Consider the following 21,488-nt stretch of genomic DNA (forward strand, 5'->3'; position numbering starts at 1 on the left):
TGGACGGGTAATGCAGCAGGTCAGAACCCGATCAGTGTAAGTGCACCTGGTAAGTACTATGTAACGGCTTCAACAGCCAGCAATGGGTGTACCACGAGGGATAGTGTGACCGTGATTCAGGATATCAATAAACCGAACCTGACAATCAGCACACCGCAGGTACTGACATGTGACCTGACGAACTTTAACTTAACAGCGTCATCTACCACTGCAAACACAACGTTCACCTGGACAGGGTTTACAACTGGTCAGAATCCGATAAATGTGTCGGCAGGTGGTAAGTATTATGTAACCGCTACAGCTTCGAATGGTTGTACTAAAAAGGATAGCGTAACAGTAATACAAAACATTACACTTCCTGCTGATGTACAGGCAAGCAATGACGGACCGCTGACTTGTACGAAGACGCTGGTAAAGATTTCAGGTAACACTACTACAGGAAACGTTTCTTACAAGTGGACCGGACCAGGTACTTTCACTGCCACCACCAAGGACGTGAATGTAAATGCGAAAGGTACCTATTCATTAAGAGTTACCAATAATGCCAACGGATGTTATGTGACTACTTCTACGACAGTAGATCAGAATATCACACCTCCTGGTAACGTAACGGTATCTAATGATGGTCCGCTGACCTGCGACAATGACATCGTTACGCTGAGAGGTAGTTCCGCTCTCGGAGGCGCAACATACCAATGGACTGGTCCTGGTATCTCTAACGAAACAACAGCAACTATTTTTGTTACAAAACCAGGTACATACACCCTGTCAGTAACAGATCCAGGCAACGGTTGTTTCGTCTCTACGAAAACAGAAGTAAAAGAAGATAAGAAGCTGCCCGACGCAGTAATTATCGCACCAACTTCAAATCCTGAGCCGCTGAGTGATGACGTGATCAATGCCCAAACAGTTGTCAACGCAACTTATGCATGGACACTCACTTCGCCTGATGGCAGCTGGCAGATGATAGATGGTGATAAGACCGCATCACTGATATACCAGGCAGGTAATGCCGGTGTGAAGGGTACGTTTGATCTCATTGTAACAGACAGAGGTAACGGATGTCAGAACACCGCACGGTTAACGTTGACGGCAACACCTGCTACTTCTACTCTTACATCTGCTCCTGCTTCTACTATGATGGCAGCAACAGCACCACTGGAATACAAAACTGCTCCTAACCCATTTGTTGATAAAACGGTCATCTCGTTTAAATCACCGGTGAGCGGAAAGGTAACAGTGGAGATCTATAACGCCATGCTGGGACATATGGAGAAGCGTTTATTCAATCAGGAGGTACATGCAGGCGAAACGTACAGGTTAACACTTGATGCGGGAGCACTACCAGCAGGTACACACTTCTGTGTCATAAAAGCTAACGGAAAAATATATACGAGTAAGCTGTTACTCGTTAGATAAAACCGGATAATATTTTCTTACATGCTTCGGACGCTTTCCTTTTCAGGAAGGCGTTTGGAGCATGTGGGAATTTGTCCTTTATAGCATTTATATATGGAGTTTTTTTTCTTATTGTTAAGTAATTGTATTATTTTTATAAGCAATAACAACAGTGAGTAATTATTAAGTAGACACCTATAATACCCTTAATCTATGCACAACTTTACAAGTACCGGAATCCTGTTGACTTGCCTGCTATCAGGTAAGTTTACCGTTTTATAGACAAACGCATCATATACCCAATGTTTGTCTGAAATAAATATTAACACTACGTATATTCTGCTACGTGATAGATGCTGACCACCATCCTGTTTAATCAGGAATGTATAACGCATGCTATACGTTAAACTGCTGTTGCCTTATGTATCAGATATCTGGTTCTAACAACACTTACCTGTCAACACAAGTACGACAGGTACTTTCCCTCTTTATAAAGAAATGGTATAGCGCCGTTATACTCCTGGCGTTCAGTACATTCCTGGGCGGTTGGATATTAGCAATGAACCGTTTGCCCGATGACGGGAGGACGAAACAAGCTGCTACAAACACACTCCATGCCATGGCTGATGGAGTGGATATATTTGACGTTGCAAGGGCAGAAGAAGGAGGAGGCCATGGTACTATCGCTTTTAGAATGCTGAATGGAGCTGTTGCCCCTGTTGATATAGAGATCATTTATACCATAAATGCTACCGTAACAAATCCCGCCGTCAACGGTGTGGATTTTAATACATTACCTACCAGTATTATCCTGCCCGCAGGACAAACAGAAGTGCTGCTCGACATTGCCGCAATAGATGATTCATTTATTGAAGGTGATGAGAACCTCGAAATTACAATGACATCTGCTTTAGGTACAGATGGCGTTGACTATCTCACACCTCACCGCGGACTTACCACCACTGTGATAGATAATGATAACAGGATCAGTATAGAGCGGGTGAACAACGGAAAGGAATTGGGCGGCGGTACTGCGAGTGATGGGAACTTCATCATCAGTTTACCTCCGTCTCTTACCTTCAATGAAGATATCCATGTAAAATATGCGATAGGTGGTACTACGACCGCTACCGGTGGTCCAGGTGCTACTTATGATTATAATAATACGACACTGACAGGAGATGTTGTATTGCCCGCAAATACCAACAGTCTGACACTACCGATCAAGGTAAACGATGATCAATTGGTGGAGGGAAATGAAATTGTAGAGATGACAATACAGGACAACAGCTTCTCGGCAGTATCCAATATAAAATTCTCTTATAACCCCGCTAAGAAAACTGCTACTGTTATCATTGAAGACGATGATATTAATATCCCTGTTGGCGTACAGAGTACCGTTGACGGTAGAGAACCGGGAGGTGCCGGTAACGATGGTAGCTTTGTAGTAGGCTGGCCCGCCGGATATGCTGCAACGGCAACCATGCTTATAAGATATACCATCACAGGTACCGCAACGAATGGTGCAGACTATAATACTATCACGCTGACGAAAACAATTCTTGCAGGTAGCAGCAACGTCACTATACCGGTAACGGTAAAGAACGATAATACTATTGAAGGACCGGAAACGGTGATCCTGACTATTACCAGCCTTACATTAAGTACGGGTGCACCGCCAATAGGTACTAATCCGGGCACCGTAACCATCGCCGATGATGATGTGATGTCTTCACAGCAATGGAAAAGCGCCAGCTATCCTGGTGCAGCTACAAGCGCTCCGGTGAAGGCGGGAGAACTGATCACCTATACGGTGCATGTGCGCAATACCGGGAACGTCAACCTCACTAATGTAATCGTCACTGATAAGATACCTGCTAATACACAGTTTGTAAGTGCAGACGGCGGTATCGTTCCTGATGCTACAGGTAAACTGACCTGGACAATCCCTACCATCGCAGTAGGTGTAACAAACGAGATTCGCCGCTTTACAGTGAGGGTGGCGAATGATCTGACTGGTGTCACGAACATTACTAATACTGCATCAGTGAACAATGGCGACGGTACAGGCGATCATCCTACTACCCAACCTGAACCGAATAATCCTGATAACCCGCATCCGACTCCTGATCCTAATATTCCAGCTACCGACATACCTGTAGATGGAGGCGGTAATAAATCCGCTAACTGGAAGAGTGCCAGCTACACGGGTTCCGGCGCAAGCGGAAAAGTGAAATCAGGCGATCTTATTACGTATACTATACATGTCCGCAACACCGGTCACGTAACGATCCCCAGTGTTGTGATCAATGATATTGTACCTGCCTATACCGTATTTGTAAGTGCAGATGGTGGTATCGTTCCTGATGCTACGGGTAAACTCACCTGGACGCTTACAAACATCCCGGTAGGTGGCGCAGATGTGACCCGCAGTTTTGTAGTGAGAGTGGCCACTGATCTTACAGGAGCGACCAGCATTATCAATACTGCAGGTGTAGACAATGGCGATGGGACAGGAGAACACCCCAGTACACCGCCTGATCCAAATAATCCCAATAACCCGCATCCAAGCCCTGATCCGAACGATCCGTCCACTGAAGTACCTGTTGACCTGATCAGGAAATCGGCTAACTGGAAGAGTGCCAGTTATACAGGTTCCGGTACAGCTGGAAAGGTGAAGACAGGCGATGAGATCACCTATACTATTCATGTCCGCAATACCGGTAATGTAACGTTGACTAATGTATTGATCAGCGATATGATGCCTGCTTATACCACCTTTGTTAGTGCCGATGGCGGTATTGTACCGGATGCTACCGGGAAACTGAGTTGGACGATTCCTTCTATTGCAGTAGGTGCAGCCGATGTAGTGCGTAGCTTCAAGGTAAAGGTTGCCGCTGATCTTACCGGCGCTACCAGCATTGTCAATACAGCAGATGTAGATAATGGCGATGGCACAGGTGGGCATCCTACCACACCACCTGATCCGAACGATCCTAATAATCCACATCCGACTCCTGATCCGAATGATCCTTCTACGGAGGTGCCGGTGGATAATAATAAAAGCTCTGCAAACTGGAAGAGCGCCAGCTACACCGGTACAGGTGTTGGTGGAAAAGTGAAGGCAGGAGATGAGATCACTTACACCATCCACGTCCGCAATACAGGTAACGTAACACTTACCAATGTGAAGATCAGCGATATGATCCCTGCTTATACTTCCTTTGTAAGCGCGGATGGTGGCATCGTGCCGGATGGCACCGGTAAGTTAACCTGGACCGTCCCGAGTATAGCAGTAGGTGCAGCGGATGCTGTACGGAGCTTCAAAGTGAAAGTGGTGAATGATCTGACTGGTGTTACCAGTATCCTTAATACCGGGGATGTAGACAATGGTGATGGCACAGGCGATCATCCCACTACACCACCAGATCCGAATAATCCAAATAATCCGGATCCGACGCCTGATCCGAATGATCCATCTACAGATATACCGGCAGATGATGGCGGCAATAAATCTGTCAATTGGAAGAGTGCCAGTTATACAGGCACCGGGGCAAACGGAAAGGTAAAGACCGGCGATCTTATTACTTATACCATCCATATCCGCAATACCGGGCACAGAACTATCCCTAGTGTTATTATCAATGATAATATACCTGCCTATACTGTATTTGTAAGCGCAGATGGAGGTATTGTGCCTGATGCTACAGGTAAGCTTACCTGGACCGTTGCAAACATCCCGGTAGGTGGGGCTGATGCAACGCGCAGCTTTGTAGTAAGAGTGGCAGCTGATCTTACAGGTGCTACCAGCATTATCAATACTGCAGGTGTAGACAATGGTGATGGTACAGGAGAGCATCCGAGTACACCACCGGATCCTAATAATCCCAATAATCCTCATCCAAGCCCTGATCCGAACGATCCTTCTACTGAAGTACCCGTTGATCAGATCAAAAAGTCCCTTAACTGGAAAAGTGCCAGCTACACCGGCTCAGGTACGAATGGCAAGGTGAAAACAGGTGATGAGATCACATATACCATCCATATCCGCAATACCGGTAATGTGGCACTGACCAATGTATTGATCACCGATATGATGCCTGCCTATACCACCTTTGTAAGTGCAGATGGCGGTATTACTCCGGATGCTACCGGAAAACTGAGCTGGACCATCCCGGGTATTGCTGTGGGAGCAGGTGATGTAGTACGCAGCTTCAAGGTAAAGGTGGCAACTGATCTGACAGGGGCGACAACGATTGTGAATACAGCAGATGTAGACAATGGTGATGGTACTGGTGGCCATCCTACCACACCACCTGATCCTAACAATCCTAATGATCCTCATCCAAATCCAGATCCGAATGATCCTTCTACGGAGGTGCCGGTTGATAATAATAAGAACTCTACAAACTGGAAGAGCGCCAGCTACACGGGTACCGGCGCTGCTGGAAAAGTGAAGGCAGGGGATGAGATCACTTACTCTATACATGTCCGCAATACAGGCAATGAAGCACTCACTAATGTGACCATCACTGATGTGATCCCTGCTTATACCTCCTTCGTCAGTGCAGATGGTGGCATCGTACCGGATGCTGCGAAGAAATTGACCTGGACGATCCCGAGTATAGCAGTGGGCGCACCGGATGTGGTGCGTAGCTTCAAAGTGGTAGTGATAGACGATCTGACGGGCGTGACCAGTATTGTTAATACCGGCTATGTAGACAATGGTGACGGTACAGGCGATCATCCTACTACACCACCAGATCCTAATGATCCTAATAATCCGCATCCGACGCCAGATCCGAATGATCCTTCTACAGATATACCGGCAGATGATGGCGGCAATAAATCGGTTAACTGGAAAAGCGCCAGTTACACAGGTTCCGGCACAAATGGAAAAGTGAGAACGGGAGACATTATTACTTATACTATACATGTCCGCAATACCGGTCATATTACACTGGCAAGTGTGATCGTTACAGATAAGATCCCTGCTTATACTGAGTTTGTAAGTGCCGAAGGCGGTATCACGCCGGATGCTACAGGTAAACTCACCTGGACGCTTAAAAACATCCCGGTAAGTGGTGCTGATGTTACCCGCAGCTTTATAGTGAGAGTGGCAACTGATCTCACAGGCGCAACCAGCATTATTAATACCGCCGGTATAGATAACGGAGACGGTACAGGAGAACATCCAAGTGTGCCACCGGATCCTAATGATCCGAACAATCCACATCCAACACCTGATCCGAATGATCCATCTACAGATATACCGGTTGAGCAGGATAAGAGCTCTGTGAACTGGAAAAGTGCAGCTTACACCGGGACAGGTATAAATGGAATGGTGAAAGCAGGCGATGTGATCACGTACACTATCCACGTTCGTAATACCGGTAATGTGAAACTGGAAAATGTGAAGATCAGTGATATGATGCCTGCTTATACTGAATTTATCAGTGCAGATGATGGTATTAGTCCTGATGCCACAGGCAAATTAACCTGGACAATCCCTGAAATACTATTCGGTGCAGCAGATGCACTGCGTAGCTTTAAAGTGAGGGTGGTCAGTGATCTTACCGGTGCCGGATATATTACCAACACGGCGGATGTAGATAATGGCGATGGTACAGGCGGGCATCCTACCACACCACCGGACCCTAATGATCCTAATAATCCGCATCCGAATCCTGATCCGAATGATCCTTCCACGGAAGTGCCTGTAGACAATGGCAAGAACTCAGCCAACTGGAAAAGCGCCAGCTATACCGGAACAGGCGCCAATGGAGGCGTAACGACCGGTGATCTGGTCACCTATACCATTCACGTACGGAATATTGGAAATGCTACACTAGCCAATGTTGTAATCAGTGATAACGTTCCTGATTATACGGAATTTGTAAGTGCAGAAGAAGGTATTGTACCATCTGCAGGCAAATTAAGCTGGACAATTGCGACGATACCTGTCGGCAGTGCTGACATTACCCGTTCATTCACCGTGAAAGTGGTGGAAGATCTTAGCGGCGCTATCAGCATTATCAATACTGCAGGTGTAGATAACGGTAATGGCAAGGGCAATGATCCCACCCATCCTGCTGATCCGAATGATCCGAACAACCCGATGACGAACCCGCCGCCTGGTCCTGCTACAGATATAAAGGTGGATACACTGGTGAAATTTGAAGCATGGAAAGGAGTTGTTACGGCTAGTGGTGCAGACAAGGCGAGTCCCGGTGAGATATTGACCTATACCATACATGTACGTAATACAGGCAATGTGAGGCTACCACTTATTACCGTGAATGATCCGGTACCTGCACTCACTACATTCCAAAGTGCTGAAGAGAATGGTTCTTTCGATGCAGGCAGCAATACTGTTACCTGGGAGGTGAAGGATATTCCTGTAGGTGCAGTGGTCGATCTCTCATTTAAAGTGAAGGTGGCTGACCAGTTGGATTCCGGGGTTGTTATTACAAATACAGCTGTGGCATCTGATGGAAAAACGGATCATCCTACATCAGGCTGTGATCCTCACATGAGTGGCTGCAGCGGTACACCGGGTACTGTGATAGAAACCAATCCGAGCAACGATCTTGAATTTGCGAACGCCATGAGTCCTAATGGAGATGGCAAGAATGAATATTTCATCATAAAAGGGCTTGAGAAATATCCGCCTGCTGCTTTATATGTGTTCAATCGCTGGGGTAGTATGGTATATCAGACGAAGGCATATCAGAATGACTGGGCCGCCAAAGGATTAAGTGAAGGCACTTATTATTATAAACTGGAATTAAAGCTACCGGGAGGAACAAAAATATACAAGGGATGGATTGTGGTAAAACGAAACTGATGAATTACAGATGAGGAGATTTTTTGTTATCAAACAAACAGTTATGTGCTTACGAAAAGGTTTGTACACGGGACTATTGATGATCTTTGCCAGCTTGCAGACAAGCGCGCAGCAAAACGTACAATTCAGCCAGTATGTATTTAATGGGCTGAGTGTAAACCCTGCCTATGCAGGATATAAAGATGCCTGGTATCTCAATACTATCTACCGGCAGCAATGGACTGGTTTTCCAGGTGCACCGGTTACCGGGGGCGTGTCTTTTGACGGACCAATACGCCCTTTGAAAGCAGGAGCCGGTTTTGGACTGGGGCTACAGCTGATGGCAGATAAAGTAGGACCGCAAACATCCTATTCTTTTTATGCTTCCTATGCCTACCGCATTGCTTTGGATGCAGAGCAAACGCGCCGTTTATGCTTTGGGCTGGGAGTAGGAGTGACGCAGTATCGCCTGGCAGGGAATACGCTGGCATACTTTGATGGTGATGATCCCGTGTTTCCTGGTGGCGGAGTGAATGCCTATACACCTGATGCCAGGTTTGGCGTCTATTATCACTCACCTTCATTTTATGTGGGGCTGTCGGTGATGGACCTGTTCAGCAGATATACCAGTACTAAGTATGCCTGGAAAGGATATAATTATCAGAACATCCGGAAGTCGCAGCATATCTACCTGACGACAGGCGTGATGTTCCCTTTGTCTGAGCATCTGCAGCTAAAGCCGTCGCTGATGATCAAGGATGATTTCAAAGGCCCTACCAATCTCGATGTGAATGCTATGCTGCTGATCGACAGGGTGTTCTGGATCGGAGGTTCCTTTCGGACGGCGGTCCCGGTCTGGAAGAAACAACTGCCTAATGGACTGGAATCGCTCAATGCTGCAAGCGCCATCGTTGAATATTATATAGGAGGGAAATGGCGCATTGGTTATGCATATGATTTGAATATTAATGAGCTGGCGGGAACACAGGGAGGATCGCATGAAATATCGGTAGGTGTTTTATTCCCGCGGAAGAAGTTCAGTACATCAAGTCCACGTTATTTCTAAAGGAGGGGATTAAATATGCTACGTTGTTCGTTCGTTACATTGATCATTTTACTTTGTTGCCCCGTGCTCTTATATGGGCAGGAAGAGAAAAGCCTGATGGAACTGGGAGATGAGGCTTTTGTTCGGGAAGAATATGCCGTTGCGGCCAACCTCTATACCAGGCTGGCAAATAAGAAAGGCAGGAAGGCGTCGCTTAAACTCCTGGAGAGGACGGCGCAGTGTTATCGTGAGACAGCACATTTTGCGGAAGCCGGGTATTGGTATAAGCGCATGATCGAGCATGCCGGTTGTCCGTCTTACATTATGGCTGTCTATGCTGAAATACAGAAGAACCTCGGTGAGTATGATACTGCCAGGGTATACCTGTCCCGGTTTAATCCCGCCAATGCAGACGAGGTCCAGTGGAAAAATACGGCCATCGCAGGCTGCGATAGTGCGCTGCTATGGAAGAAAGATACTGTGGCGACCTATGCACTGGAGAATATCAAAGAGCTCAGCACTGTAGGCGATGACTGGGTAAGCGGTGTGATGAAAGGGGGCCTGCTGCTGGAATCCAACGGGTATCGGAAAATGGCCCTTACGACAGGATCGGAGCGCAATCCGGATATGGACCCAAGGGTAAATCAACCGTACTTTAAACCATATCTTTTCAGGGAATATTCGAAAGGTAGCAGGGCAAATACTTTTTTAGAAGAAATACTACCGGATCTACTGGGGAACCTGCCTTACCATGTAGGTCCGGTTTGCTTTAACAACAGGGAGGATACGGTATACGTCACCCTGAATGCAGATGGTAAAGATATGGCCGACAGGAAGAAGAAGGGCCCAGTGAACGGACGGCGTTTAATGTCGCTCTACTGGTCTTTTAAGAAAGGGGATAAGTGGTCTCCGCTCGTGCCTGTTGCTGCACTGGATGCTGCTGGTAGTTATACCGGCAATGCCGTATTGAATAGTATCGGTACTGTCATCTATTTTGTATCCGACAGACCGGGAGGTATAGGTAAAACGGATATCTGGTATAGTGAACGGCTGCCCAATAATCAATGGGGAGCGCCCGTCAACTGTGGGCCTGTGATCAATACCCGCTATGATGAAACTTTCCCTACTATTAATGAGCAGGACGTATTGTACTTCTCAAGCAAAGGCCATCCCGGAATGGGTGGCTTTGATATTTTCAGGGCAGAAGGTAGTGGCCGTGAATGGAGCCAGCCCCGTAACCTCCGCAGTCCTTTTAACTCCGGTGCGGATGATCTGGGTTTTGTCATGAAAGGCAATAACTATGAGGGTTATTTCGCGTCTAATCGTCACGGAGGCGGAGGAGGTGATGATATCTATCACTTCCTGGAAACACATTTCACAGAGAAGCTGACCGATCCTTCTGCAGGAAAGCCACCTGCGCCGGATACCGTCAAAGCGTCTGTGCCTGAGAAAACGGTTGCTGACAATACGCCGCCTATACCTACGCTCAATCCGACTGATAGTGCAGTCATACACAAACTGCAGGAGTTGCGCTTTCATTATGACTATAACAGCGCTATACTCCTGACCGAATCCAGGGACATGCTGGATAGGGTAGCAGTGGTGTTACAGCAGTATCCTCACTGGAAACTGATGATACGTTCCTATGCGGATAGCCGTGGTACGGACGAATATAATATCAAGTTGTCGGCGCTACGTTGTTATGCGGTGATAGACTACCTGATCAAAAAAGGTGTAGCAGCCCGCAGGCTCTATTATGAGAACCTGGGAGAAAAGGAATTGGTCAATCCCTGCGGAAATGACGTGCCTTGTGGGGAAGCGGAACACCGGGAGAACAGGAGAACTACATTAAGGGTAGTTCATGACTGAGGATTGATCCCGTACTCCTCGATCTTACGATAGAGAGTGGCCAGCCCGATATTCAGTAGTCGGGCGGCTTCTGTCTTATTGTTTTTGGTATGATGTAATACCTTGATGATATGCAGCTTCTCTACGCTGGCAAGGTCAAAGGAGGAAAGTCCGGTAGTAGATTTGTCTGCTATCTGGAGATCAAGCGGGAGATGTTCTACGGATAGATCATCACTTCCGGCAAGTATCACCGCTCTTTCCAGGACGTTCTTTAATTCGCGGATATTACCCTTCCATTCATGGAGTTGTAGCTTTTCAATGAAGGCAGGTATGATATTCGGCTTGCGCTGGTTGGTCTTGGCGGAGAAGAAACCTACAAAGAATTCTGTCAGGGCAGGGATATCTTTCTTTCTCTCTCTTAAGGGAGGCAGAGTAATGGCGAAGACGTTCAGCCGATAGTATAAATCTTCACGGAAATGCCCCTTTTCAGCCTCTTCTTTCAGGTCGCGGTTCGTAGCTGCAATAATCCTCACATTGACCTTAGTGGGCTTCGTATCGCCTACTTTGATGAATTCACTGGTTTCCAGTACCCTGAGCAGTTTACTTTGCAGATCGGGAGGCATTTCCCCGATCTCATCCAGGAAGATCGTGCCGGTGTTGGCTTCTTCAATCAAACCTTTCTTATCGCGGTTGGCATTGGTGAAAGCGCCTGCCTTATAGCCGAATAGCTCACTTTCCAGCAGTTCCCGGCTAAAGGCGCTGCAGTTAAGGGCCACGAAAGGCTTGCCGGCTCTCTTACTATTATTATGAATAGCTTGCGCAAATACTTCCTTACCGGTACCAGTTTCACCGAGTAACAGAACGGTCGTATCTGCAGGAGCCACTTTATTGGCTTGCTCGATAGCGTCGCGGATAGGGCGGGAGGTACCGAGGATGCTGTCAAAACTGTACTTCTTGCCTACCTGGCTTTCCAGTTTCTCAATCCGTTTCTGTAGCTGGACCTTTTCTATTGCCCTGTTCAGGAGCGGAATAATGCGGTTGTTGTCGTCGCCTTTGGTGAGGTAGTCGAAGGCCCCGTTCTTGATCGCCTGTACGCCATCGGGAATATTGCCGTAGGCTGTCAGCAGGATGATTTCTATAGAAGGATATTTCTCTTTCAGTGTTTTGGAGAAGTCGACGCCGGTGCCGTCGGGCAGTTTTACGTCGCACAGTACTACGTCAATTTCTTCTTTGTCGATTATTTTCTGAGCACTTTTGATATTGCCGGCTTCCAGTACATTAAAGCCTTCCAATGCAATAATCCTCTTCATCAGGCTGCGCAGCTTCTCTTCGTCGTCTATTATAAGGACAGTTCCGGTCATAAGATCATTTGGCGGCAAAATTACATATTCTTTGGGATCTTTATCTGATTGGGAAATGTCGGGGTAAATGATCATCTTGTGGTATTATCCTGATGCTTATGAGAACTTTGTTAGTCGTTCTTGTTCTGTTTTGTGTGGGTTGCAATTATTTTCATATGAAGATGCCGGAATACAGGCCTGCGCATTCGCGGAAAGTGGCGGTGAAGTTGATGGATAGTTTGGGCATAGTCACGATGTATGTACCTGAACGCTATGACACAGCTTTCTCATGGATACATGGTTCAGACTGCTCAAGTTGTGATAAGATGAAGTGCCGTTTTCAATCCTCACTATGGCGAGTTTATAAGGAAAGTGGTTGGTTCTTTTATCCGCCTACTGATTCGGTAGATCGTGTCACAATTATTTATAGCCCTCATTTGTACCTTGGCGAGGGTGATACGGCATGGATATACGGGTTAAATAAAGAGTTCCGGAAGCAAAAAAAGATAGAGGATTCTGTGGTTAATAATATTTTTATAGATACCCTATGTAGAGTATACGACAGACCATTTTATATAACCGGTACTCATTTTTATAGCGAGATGGCATGCCGGGAATTTTACGAATTAAATGCAGTCTCGTCTGTAAGAGGCATGGATATTACATTTCAATTTGAGTTGATTACCACGAAAGACGATTCGCTCAGTAAACACTTTCTACAAAATGCCATGAATGTTTTGAAAACAATCAGATTTACAAAACCTATATAACCAATCCATATAATCCCGTCAGTGCTTCATTCGCGCCAACCTCAACCAGAACTACACCATGACGAAAAAGCTCATGGCAGCATTTTATCTTATTTAAGATTAAAAGATAGCAACATAATTAGGGTATTTCGATTGTTTTCCCATATATTTGATTTACTAAAAGGTTCCGCACATTTTGTGCTCCTTACTCTCGCTATACACCGTCTACTTTTCATAACCACAGATCTAACAAAGCTTGCCGCTTTAACAGAGATTCATTTATCCTATAAAACCGTATCGGGTGTTTATAACCAGCCCCCAATTGAAGAGTTAATCTCTATAGTAACCAGGAAACCGGTGCTCTCCAGGGTAAATATTTGCTATTGACCCCGGGAAGCGTGCCATATGTCAAAGAAAGTTTACCGGGTGTGCCGGCAGGGATACTTTTACAATAAACATCCCCGCTATGCAAATTCATACTACTACTACCAGACAAGCCTACCTCGATTGGCTGCGTATTCTGGCAATCTTTGGTGTATTGGTCTTTCATTCTGCCATGCCATTTGGAGCCGAACTGGAATGGCACATCCGGAATAAGGAAACCAGTAATCTTTTCCTTGAAATGATACTCTGGATGCACCTGTTCCGGATGCCATTACTGTTCTTTATATCCGGTACTGTCAGTTATTTTATGCTGCAGCACCGCACAGGCGGCGGTTTTATCGGACTACGTGTCAGAAGATTATTAATTCCTGTGATCCTTGGTATCCTTGTTATCGTTCCTCCACAGATATACCTGGAACGCGTTACACAGGGCTTTAAAGGAAATTTCTGGCAGTTTTACAGCCAGATGTTTACAACGGGAGCCTATCCTAAGGGCAATCTTAGCTGGCATCACCTGTGGTTCGTAGCTTACCTGCTGATCTATGATATTCTTTTTGCTCCCCTGTTTGTCTGGATCGTTTCTGATAAAGGAGCTGCTTTTCGCAATGCCCTGCAATGGCTGGAAAAAGGGAAACGGGTTTACCTGCTTACAGTGCCTGGTATTATGCTCTACGCAGCACTGGCAAGACAGTTTCACGAAACGAACGACCTGGTACATGACTACTGCTATTTCTTCTACTGGTTATCTTTCCTGCTACCGGGTTTTCTCTGTATGGCACAGCCAACATTGATGAACAGCCTGGAAAGGAACCGGCGTACATCATTTCTTGTTGCCCTGGCGTCTATTGTAGCGATCAATTATTTCCGCTGGAATAATGTGGAACCATGGAATGTACTGACCAACTGGAAACAGGATCCGCGTACTTATATGTATATTGCACTAAGTGCGATATGTGCCTGGGGCTGGGTGCTGACTGCAATCGGCTATGGTAAAAAGTACCTCGATAAACCACATCGCTCACTGAACTATCTCAACCAGGCAGTTTATCCTTTTTATATCTTACATCAGACAATTATCGTTATCCTTGCATATTATGTAGTGCAAACGTCGGATACGATCGGTACCAAATACCTGTTCATTGTGATAACTACCTTTATCCTGTCAATGGGTATCTTTCATTTGCTGATCAAACCTTATCCCGTTTGCCGCTTTTTATTCGGTATGAAGCCACTGGCAAAGAAGGAAAAGAAACAACAGCAGGAGCAACGGGCAACAACAGAAGAAGGCATACTATTACCGGTATCATAATGAACAAGCATGAGTAATTTCCGTAGATATTATCTTCCCGCCATCTATAGCCTTGTCACCTATTTCAGTATCCGGCTTTTGCTGGATACTGTTACAGGTATGAAATTCTGGAAAAGACCATTGGGATTGAATCTCTTTGAGATCGGCTGCTGTATCTTTTTCGGTTATCTGCTGATAGGTACCCATCATTATATGTATCGCTACTTTGATAAACACTGGGCGGACATGGATAATTACCGGAAGCGGGTACTCAAGGAACTGGGCGCTATTACCCTGATGACAATCCTGTTCCAGAATATTTTCATCCTACCGCTGGCTATGTTTACAGATGATGGAGCGCAGTGGTATGATGTAGCGGATATTAATGTGATCCCGCTGTTATATTCGCTGATCTATTATGGTATCAGCCGGAGCAATACTTTTCTGCAGGCTTATGTAAATAACAAGGTGAAGTTGCAGGAGGTCATGAACAACCAGTTACAGGCAGAGCTCAAGTTCCTCAAGTCACAACTACATCCTCACTTTCTCTTTAATGCGCTGAACACGATTTATTTCCAGATGGATGAAGACGTGAACGCTGCCAAGAGAAGTGTAGAGCAATTCTCTGAGCTGCTGCGCTACCAGTTATACGATCAGCAGCAGACCGTTTCAATCCGGCATGAGATTCAGTACCTGCACACTTTCATCAACCTGCAGAAGGTAAGGGCCTCCGATAAACTGGTGTTGAATCTTCATCTGGACCCTGACCTGTATGATCAGCAGGTGTATCCTTTATTGCTTTTCCCGCTGGTGGAAAATGCATTCAAGTATGTAGGAGGGGAGTATTGGATCAACATCCATGCCTCACTGAAAAATAAACGGATACATTTTATCGTGGAAAACGCCATTCCTAAGATCACCATGCCTGTAAAAGCAGGAGGGATAGGATTAGAGAACCTGAAACGCAGGCTGGAGCTTTTGTACCCGGGAAAACATACATTTGAGATCAATAAGACTGAACGCACTTTCAGCGTAGTCTTATCTATAGAACCTGAACCTGTTGTATACCAGACCATAATAACTGAAGAAGATGAAGATCAGATGCGTCATCACGGATGATGAGCCCTATGCAAGAAAAGGATTACAAGGCTACATAGGACAGATAGATTTCCTGGAACTTGTAACTGTATGCGAGAGCGCTGTAGAGTTAAATGCTTTCCTTAAACAGGAACAGGTAGACCTGCTGTTCCTGGACATAGAAATGCCTTACCTCTCAGGCATTGACCTCCTGAAGACGCTGGCTAATCCGCCTAAAGTGATCTTCACCACGGCATACGAAAAGTATGCTGTGCAGGGCTATGAACTGGAAGTGCTGGATTACCTGCTAAAGCCCATTTCCTTCGATCGTTTCCTGCGTGCCGCTAATAAGGCCTTTGATTATTTCAGTCTGCAGCAGCAGGTGAAACCACAGCAGGAGTATTTCTTCGTCAAGGTCGATAACAAACTGGAGAAGGTCGTGATTGCGGATATCCTATTTGCGGAGGGCATGGAGAACTACATTGTTATCTACACAAAGGAGAAGAAACTGATCACACACCTGACGCTGAAGATGCTACAGGAACGCCTGCCGGCTGATAAATTTGTCCAGCCGCACAAGTCTTATCTTGTCGCTGTCGACAAGATAGATGCTATTGAAGGCAATACGCTCGGACTTTCCGGTTACCAGGTACCTGTGTCCCGTTACCAAAAAGATGAGGTCATGCAACGTATCCTGCAGGATAAGATTCTCAAACGATAGTCAACAGCCAGGCGGCACATCCTGCCGGACAAGATACTCAGGCGACGATAAGAAGCGAAAGGCAATCCGGCAGGGCGAGCGCCATGCGTTGCGATCAGTTGCCCACTGCTGCATCTGCATTGATAATGCCCCAACCGAACTTACTGCTCCTGCTATTCGCATAGCTCGATGCTCTTGCCATCCTGGCAATGATACTGTCGCGCGGATATCCCGGATACTTACTCCATACAAGTGCTGCAATGGCTGAACAGCTGGCCGTTGCCACAGAAGAGCCGCCTACCGTAGAAGGCGCGTCCCCGCTCATAGCAATGCTCAGCGGATTCCGACCTGTTGAAGATTTCTGCATTACGATCGCAAAGTCCACTTTACTGCCGGTATGGCAATCGTCGCACCTGTCTTTGAGGTTATCTTTCATACCGGTAACCGCCACTACCTGTGGCTGATTGGCAGGGAAGATAACGCCGACAAAGCTGGCAAAGAAAGAAGTAGAGGTCCCCGCCGCACAGAACATCAGTTTCTGTTTACTGTAAGCATAAACGAGTGCATCTTTGATCTGACCGGAACTGAAGATAGTACCCATGCTCATACTGATGATCTTCACCGTTGGATCGTCAGCTCCCAGTACATAGGCATTGGTAACACCATTGATGGCGTCTGTTGAGAGAAGCACAACATTCTCTGCTGCATGTACCGTAATGAGATCACAGTTGTAGGCAATGCCCACGGTGTTGCCATCAGTACCTCTGGGACCTGCGAGTACACCCGCCATGCTGGTACCATGTCCGCAGGGATCATCAGGACTACCATTGTAGTAGGTGCCTAGTTTTTGTATAGTCCTGCCGGCAGACCAGCCCTGGTTAAACATGCTGCCCAGATTCTCCTGCTGCGGACTGACGCCCGTATCAATGATCATCACTTTGATGTGCTGTCCGGTGGCCCGCTGCCAGGCCTGTTCTATCCGGTGATAGGGATAATTCCAGGACAGTTTCGCTGCCGGTGATACGACCGTATAATCAGCACCCGCTACAAGGTCTGTTTTAGCCGAATTATAGCCACAACCGGAAGCAAGAATGTCTGATGCCACCGCGGCATCTTTGGGCTTTATATCGCGCATATAGGCGCCATATCCGATGGGTTCCGCATAACGCACCTTGGGAGAGGCGCGCAAGGTCCTCAACGTTTCAAAACGACTGACGTGTACATTCAGAAAATGTAGTTTGTCAGCAGTGGAAGTACGCTGGTCTTTTCGCTGCGTTGTGCCTTCCTTTTCTCCGATCAATTGTAATATTTCGGCTGCGCCGGATGCCGTAGTATATCCTACGGATAAAATACTGTCCCCGTGCAGCAAGGCGCTCCAGACCATGGTATCACTGGCCATCTTCCAATCGAAATAGCCATGTGTTTCCAGTTGCTGGTTGACAAAAGCATTGATTACTGACTTGGGAACAATTGCCTGTGGGTCCTGCCGGGGCGGTGTGAATGGAGTAGTATCAGTTTTACGACAGGAAGTGGACAGTATAACGACTACGCCCACCATCAGAAAATAAGGGGTCCTCATCTGTTACGTTTTTAGTGATTAACAATCCTGACAGATAAATAACGTGGCTATCAGAATTTACGCCAATTCATTGACTATGGCAAAAATCATTTCAAAAGGATTTGGTTTTAATGTTAAATAGTATACATTTGCAACAAAGATGCAAATACTATGAAGTGCAGTACTGTAGTGCTGCACAGACGCTTCCGGGCGCCCATTATCCCGGTACGGACCTTCTATTTTAATAACTATAACATATGATCCCGAACAGACTACCTGTTACGGTGCTGAGTGGCTTTCTCGGCGCTGGTAAGACTACTTTGCTCAATCACGTCCTGCATAATAAGGAAGGACTGAAAGTGGCAGTGATTGTGAATGACATGAGCGAGGTCAATATCGATGCACAACTGGTGAAACAGGAACAAACGCTCAACCGGACGGAAGAAAAACTGGTAGAAATGAGCAATGGCTGTATCTGCTGCACGCTGCGGGAAGACCTCCTCATAGCAGTAGAACAACTGGCGAAAGAGGGGCGGTTTGATTACCTGCTGATCGAAAGCTCCGGCATAAGCGAACCATTACCTGTAGCACAGACTTTTACCTACCAGGATGAAGCCAATGGTATAGATCTCAGTCAGTTGTCAATATTGGATACGCTTGTGACAGTAGTGGATTGTTATAATTTCCTCCGCGACTTCAGCAGTGTTGAAACGCTGCTGGACAGGCAGATGACTGATATGGAAGGCGATCACCGGACTATTGTAAACCTGCTGACAGACCAGATCGAATTTGCCAATGTTATCATCCTGAATAAAACAGATCTCATTACGGCGGAAGAATTAGGTATGCTGCAAGCCGTAATCAGGAAAATGAATGCGAACGCCCGTATCATATCTTCTTCTTTTGGCCAGATAGATCTGAAGCATATTTTGAACACCCGTCTTTTTGATTTTGAAGAAACCAGTCAGAGCGCAGGCTGGATCGAAGAACTGAATAAATCACATCATACCCCTGAAACTGAGGAATATGGCATCAGCAGCTTTGTATACCGCAGCAGGAAACCCTTTCATCCGGAGCGCTTCTGGCATTATCTGAACAATGACTGGCATTCGAATATCATCCGCAGTAAAGGTCTCTTCTGGCTGGCCTCGCGTAAAGATGATGCGTTGAACTGGAGTCAGGCTGGTGGCAGTCTGCGTGCAGAACGTGCAGGGGTATGGTGGTGCAGCATGCCTTATATGGAGAGGATACGCTATGCGTCGTTTCTCGACAATGAAGACGAGATTGAAGAAAGATGGGACAAACGTTTTGGCGACAGATACAATGAGCTTGTGATCATCGGAAGGGCGCTGGAAAAAGATACTATCATACGGGAACTGAATGATTGTCTGTGCAATGAAACAGAGCTTGCAATCATGGAAAAAGGAGCAAGTTTCCGGGATGAATTTCCCGTGTAAACACCTGACAGAGATGATGAAGGAAGGGGCTGGTCTTCCGGCCGGCCCACATTTTTTAGCCCCGTTAACGTAAACATAACATATAAGTAGCAGGTGGCTTTATAATTTAGTGCCCGCATATCGGCCAACTATTATGATAGAGAACCTGACAGACGCGGAATTGTTATCACTTTCACAAACTGGCGATGAGAAGGCATTTGAGGTGGTCATGTATAGATATAATGTGCAGCTGTACAAGTATATCTATGCCCGCATCCGTAGTGAACATGATGCAAAGGATCTGTTACAGGAGGTATTTATTTCCTGCTGGAAGAACCGGCATACTATTAATAATATCGCAGCTTACCTGAAAAGAGCTGTGCACTATTCGATCATCGATTGGCAGATAGAGAATAGAAAAGTACTGGCCCGTCAGACTACCTTACTCGAAAAAGACGAACCCACCACATACCCCGTAGAAGACCAGCTGATATCCTTAGAAATTAGGGAAGAAGTAGAAACTGAGATCTCAAAGATGAATGAAACCATGCGTAAGATATTCGTATCCAGTCGCTGGGAATCCAAATCCATCCCTGAAATAGCCCAGGAATATGGCCTTTCCGAGCAGACCGTTAAGAATAATCTGTCCCTCGCACTCAAGCGTATTCGCTTACGCCTGGCCGCTTTCTTCCTGATGCTTGTCTACATGCTGGCCACATTGAGCGTACAATTTCGCAACAGTACCGCTTTATGCTTTCTTCCCGATACCTGTTTACATTCCGGTAACATTGAGTTTACAATTCCTTAACGGTACTACTTTCCACTTTTGAGGACTTTACTGATGAATGGGAACATCATCATCAGACAAAGCTGCGCTCTTAGCGCTTTTGGAAAAATATCGGGCCGGTCAGTGTACACCGGAGGAAGCTGCCCGTATACAGGCGTGGTTCGACAGTTTTGAAGAATTGCCTGATAGCGGGGAAATAAAAACTGCTGCTGACGGAGCAGTGGTAAATACCATGCATACGCTCTTCCCCCGCAGGGGAGGATCTGTCAGATACATCCTGCTCAGTGCCGCAGCCGTATTGGTATTGGCCATTACCAGTTTGCTGTTTATATATAAGTTCTATATGAAGGAGCCGGTGCCTGTTACTTATTCATATATATCAACGGGAAAAGGGGAACGTAAGAAACTGACACTGCCGGATGGTAGTAAGCTGATCATGAACGCTGACAGTAAGCTTGGTATTCCTTCCGATTTTGGCGATAACGCAAGAGAGCTGGTTTTTACAGGTCAGGGCACTTTTGATATCCAACAAAATAGTAAGCAACCATTTACAGTGCATACGGGTCATGTCCGCACGGTGGTACTGGGTACTGCCTTTGATGTGAAGGCATATCCGGGCGATAAAGCTTTGCAGGTCGCTGTACTGAACGGTAAAGTACGTATCGAGAAGCAGGAGCATAACCGTATAGAAGTACTGGCTCCCGGCGTAACGAAAGATCAGCTGCTGACCTATGAAGCAGGTTCCGGCAAGCACGAGCTGAAAGCCTGTAAGGCAGATGTTATAGCAGGCTGGCAACAGAATAAGTTATTCTTTGATCAGGCATCTTTGGAAGAGATCGCGGAGGTACTCGAAAGACAATACAATAAACATATCATACTCACCGGCGTGTCGAAGCGCAATTGCCGGTATACTTTACAATTGAAGAGTGAGTCAATAGACAAAGCCTTACAGCTGATAAAAGAGCTGTCCGGTATTTCCTATGTCGTAAACAACAACGAAATAAAAATCAATACTACATCATGCGAATAAAGTTAAACGTAATGTGCTAACA

Annotated in this window: 13 protein-coding genes; 11 read left to right on the forward strand and 2 right to left on the reverse strand. The window is 46.3% G+C overall.

Going from position 1 to position 21,488, the window contains the following annotated elements; genetic code table 11:
• From BLR32_RS25915 to BLR32_RS25930, 4 genes are all read left to right on the forward strand, one after another.
• Positions 1-1,419 (forward strand): T9SS type A sorting domain-containing protein (locus tag BLR32_RS25915; protein WP_143011595.1); only part of this gene is annotated, 1,419 nt, incomplete at its 5' end.
• Between the two features lie 400 nt (positions 1,420-1,819).
• The gene (locus BLR32_RS25920; RefSeq protein WP_176842432.1) at positions 1,820-8,245 is read left to right on the forward strand and encodes a DUF7507 domain-containing protein; all 6,426 of its coding nucleotides are present in this window, start codon (positions 1,820-1,822) and stop codon (positions 8,243-8,245) included.
• A 43-nt stretch (positions 8,246-8,288) separates the two neighbouring features.
• Positions 8,289-9,290, forward strand: coding sequence for a PorP/SprF family type IX secretion system membrane protein (locus BLR32_RS25925; RefSeq protein WP_176842433.1), 1,002 nt, complete (start codon positions 8,289-8,291; stop codon positions 9,288-9,290).
• 15 nt (positions 9,291-9,305) lie between these two features.
• The gene (locus BLR32_RS25930) at positions 9,306-11,138 is read left to right on the forward strand and encodes an OmpA family protein (RefSeq protein WP_089836121.1); all 1,833 of its coding nucleotides are present in this window, start codon (positions 9,306-9,308) and stop codon (positions 11,136-11,138) included.
• Here BLR32_RS25930 and BLR32_RS25935 read toward each other — a convergent pair.
• Positions 11,129-12,478 carry a sigma-54-dependent transcriptional regulator gene (locus BLR32_RS25935; protein ID WP_089836123.1) on the reverse strand — a complete coding sequence of 450 codons (1,350 nt, stop codon included), beginning with the start codon at positions 12,476-12,478 and terminating at the stop codon, positions 11,129-11,131. The genes BLR32_RS25930 and BLR32_RS25935 overlap by 10 nt on opposite strands.
• 98 nt (positions 12,479-12,576) lie before the next feature.
• Between BLR32_RS25935 and BLR32_RS25940 the strand changes: the two genes are divergently transcribed.
• The 4 genes from BLR32_RS25940 to BLR32_RS25955 all read left to right on the forward strand — a co-directional run bounded on the left by BLR32_RS25940 (position 12,577) and on the right by BLR32_RS25955 (position 16,676).
• Positions 12,577-13,227, forward strand: coding sequence for a hypothetical protein (locus tag BLR32_RS25940; RefSeq protein ID WP_143011596.1), 651 nt, complete (start codon positions 12,577-12,579; stop codon positions 13,225-13,227).
• A gap of 445 nt (positions 13,228-13,672) precedes the next feature.
• Positions 13,673-14,899: an acyltransferase family protein gene (locus tag BLR32_RS25945; protein ID WP_089836127.1), complete on the forward strand. Its 1,227-nt coding sequence runs from the start codon at positions 13,673-13,675 to the stop codon at positions 14,897-14,899.
• 9 nt (positions 14,900-14,908) lie between these two features.
• Positions 14,909-15,997, forward strand: coding sequence for a sensor histidine kinase (locus tag BLR32_RS25950; protein WP_089836129.1), 1,089 nt, complete (start codon positions 14,909-14,911; stop codon positions 15,995-15,997).
• Positions 15,969-16,676 carry a LytR/AlgR family response regulator transcription factor gene (locus BLR32_RS25955; RefSeq protein WP_089836132.1) on the forward strand — a complete coding sequence of 236 codons (708 nt, stop codon included), beginning with the start codon at positions 15,969-15,971 and terminating at the stop codon, positions 16,674-16,676. Before BLR32_RS25950 ends, BLR32_RS25955 begins: the two co-directional genes overlap by 29 nt.
• Positions 16,677-16,770: 94 nt before the next feature.
• Here the strand turns inward: BLR32_RS25955 and BLR32_RS25960 are convergent, their stop codons facing one another.
• A complete protein-coding gene (locus BLR32_RS25960; protein ID WP_089836134.1) occupies positions 16,771-18,234 on the reverse strand; it encodes a S8 family peptidase in 1,464 nt (487 codons plus the stop codon).
• Between the two features lie 236 nt (positions 18,235-18,470).
• On the opposite strand from BLR32_RS25960, the gene BLR32_RS25965 reads away from it, so the two are divergent.
• The 3 genes from BLR32_RS25965 (at position 18,471) to BLR32_RS25975 (ending at position 21,466) form a co-directional block, all read left to right on the forward strand.
• On the forward strand, positions 18,471-19,670 hold the full coding sequence (locus BLR32_RS25965) for a GTP-binding protein (RefSeq protein ID WP_089836136.1): 1,200 nt from the start codon (positions 18,471-18,473) through the stop codon (positions 19,668-19,670).
• Between the two features lie 133 nt (positions 19,671-19,803).
• A complete protein-coding gene (locus BLR32_RS25970; RefSeq protein WP_089836138.1) occupies positions 19,804-20,457 on the forward strand; it encodes an RNA polymerase sigma factor in 654 nt (217 codons plus the stop codon).
• A gap of 37 nt (positions 20,458-20,494) precedes the next feature.
• Complete coding sequence (locus BLR32_RS25975; protein ID WP_089836140.1) at positions 20,495-21,466, forward strand: FecR family protein; 972 nt, start codon at positions 20,495-20,497, stop codon at positions 21,464-21,466.
• Positions 21,467-21,488: the final 22 nt, after the last annotated feature.

Source organism: Chitinophaga filiformis, assembly GCF_900102545.1.
GTDB lineage: Bacteria > Bacteroidota > Bacteroidia > Chitinophagales > Chitinophagaceae > Chitinophaga > Chitinophaga filiformis.

What these genes read in the sequence shown, in the direction of transcription:
- BLR32_RS25975 (WP_089836140.1), top strand. Translation starts at nt 20,495, where the DNA reads ATGGGAACATCATCATCAGACAAAGCTGCGCTCTTAGCGCTTTTGGAA.
- BLR32_RS25945 (WP_089836127.1), top strand. Translation starts at nt 13,673, where the DNA reads ATGCAAATTCATACTACTACTACCAGACAAGCCTACCTCGATTGGCTG.
- BLR32_RS25935 (WP_089836123.1), bottom strand. Translation starts at nt 12,478, where the DNA reads ATGACCGGAACTGTCCTTATAATAGACGACGAAGAGAAGCTGCGCAGC.
- BLR32_RS25920 (WP_176842432.1), top strand. Translation starts at nt 1,820, where the DNA reads ATGTATCAGATATCTGGTTCTAACAACACTTACCTGTCAACACAAGTA.
- BLR32_RS25960 (WP_089836134.1), bottom strand. Translation starts at nt 18,234, where the DNA reads ATGAGGACCCCTTATTTTCTGATGGTGGGCGTAGTCGTTATACTGTCC.
- BLR32_RS25940 (WP_143011596.1), top strand. Translation starts at nt 12,577, where the DNA reads ATGAGAACTTTGTTAGTCGTTCTTGTTCTGTTTTGTGTGGGTTGCAAT.
- BLR32_RS25930 (WP_089836121.1), top strand. Translation starts at nt 9,306, where the DNA reads ATGCTACGTTGTTCGTTCGTTACATTGATCATTTTACTTTGTTGCCCC.
- BLR32_RS25970 (WP_089836138.1), top strand. Translation starts at nt 19,804, where the DNA reads ATGATAGAGAACCTGACAGACGCGGAATTGTTATCACTTTCACAAACT.
- BLR32_RS25925 (WP_176842433.1), top strand. Translation starts at nt 8,289, where the DNA reads ATGTGCTTACGAAAAGGTTTGTACACGGGACTATTGATGATCTTTGCC.
- BLR32_RS25965 (WP_089836136.1), top strand. Translation starts at nt 18,471, where the DNA reads ATGATCCCGAACAGACTACCTGTTACGGTGCTGAGTGGCTTTCTCGGC.
- BLR32_RS25950 (WP_089836129.1), top strand. Translation starts at nt 14,909, where the DNA reads ATGAGTAATTTCCGTAGATATTATCTTCCCGCCATCTATAGCCTTGTC.
- BLR32_RS25955 (WP_089836132.1), top strand. Translation starts at nt 15,969, where the DNA reads ATGAAGATCAGATGCGTCATCACGGATGATGAGCCCTATGCAAGAAAA.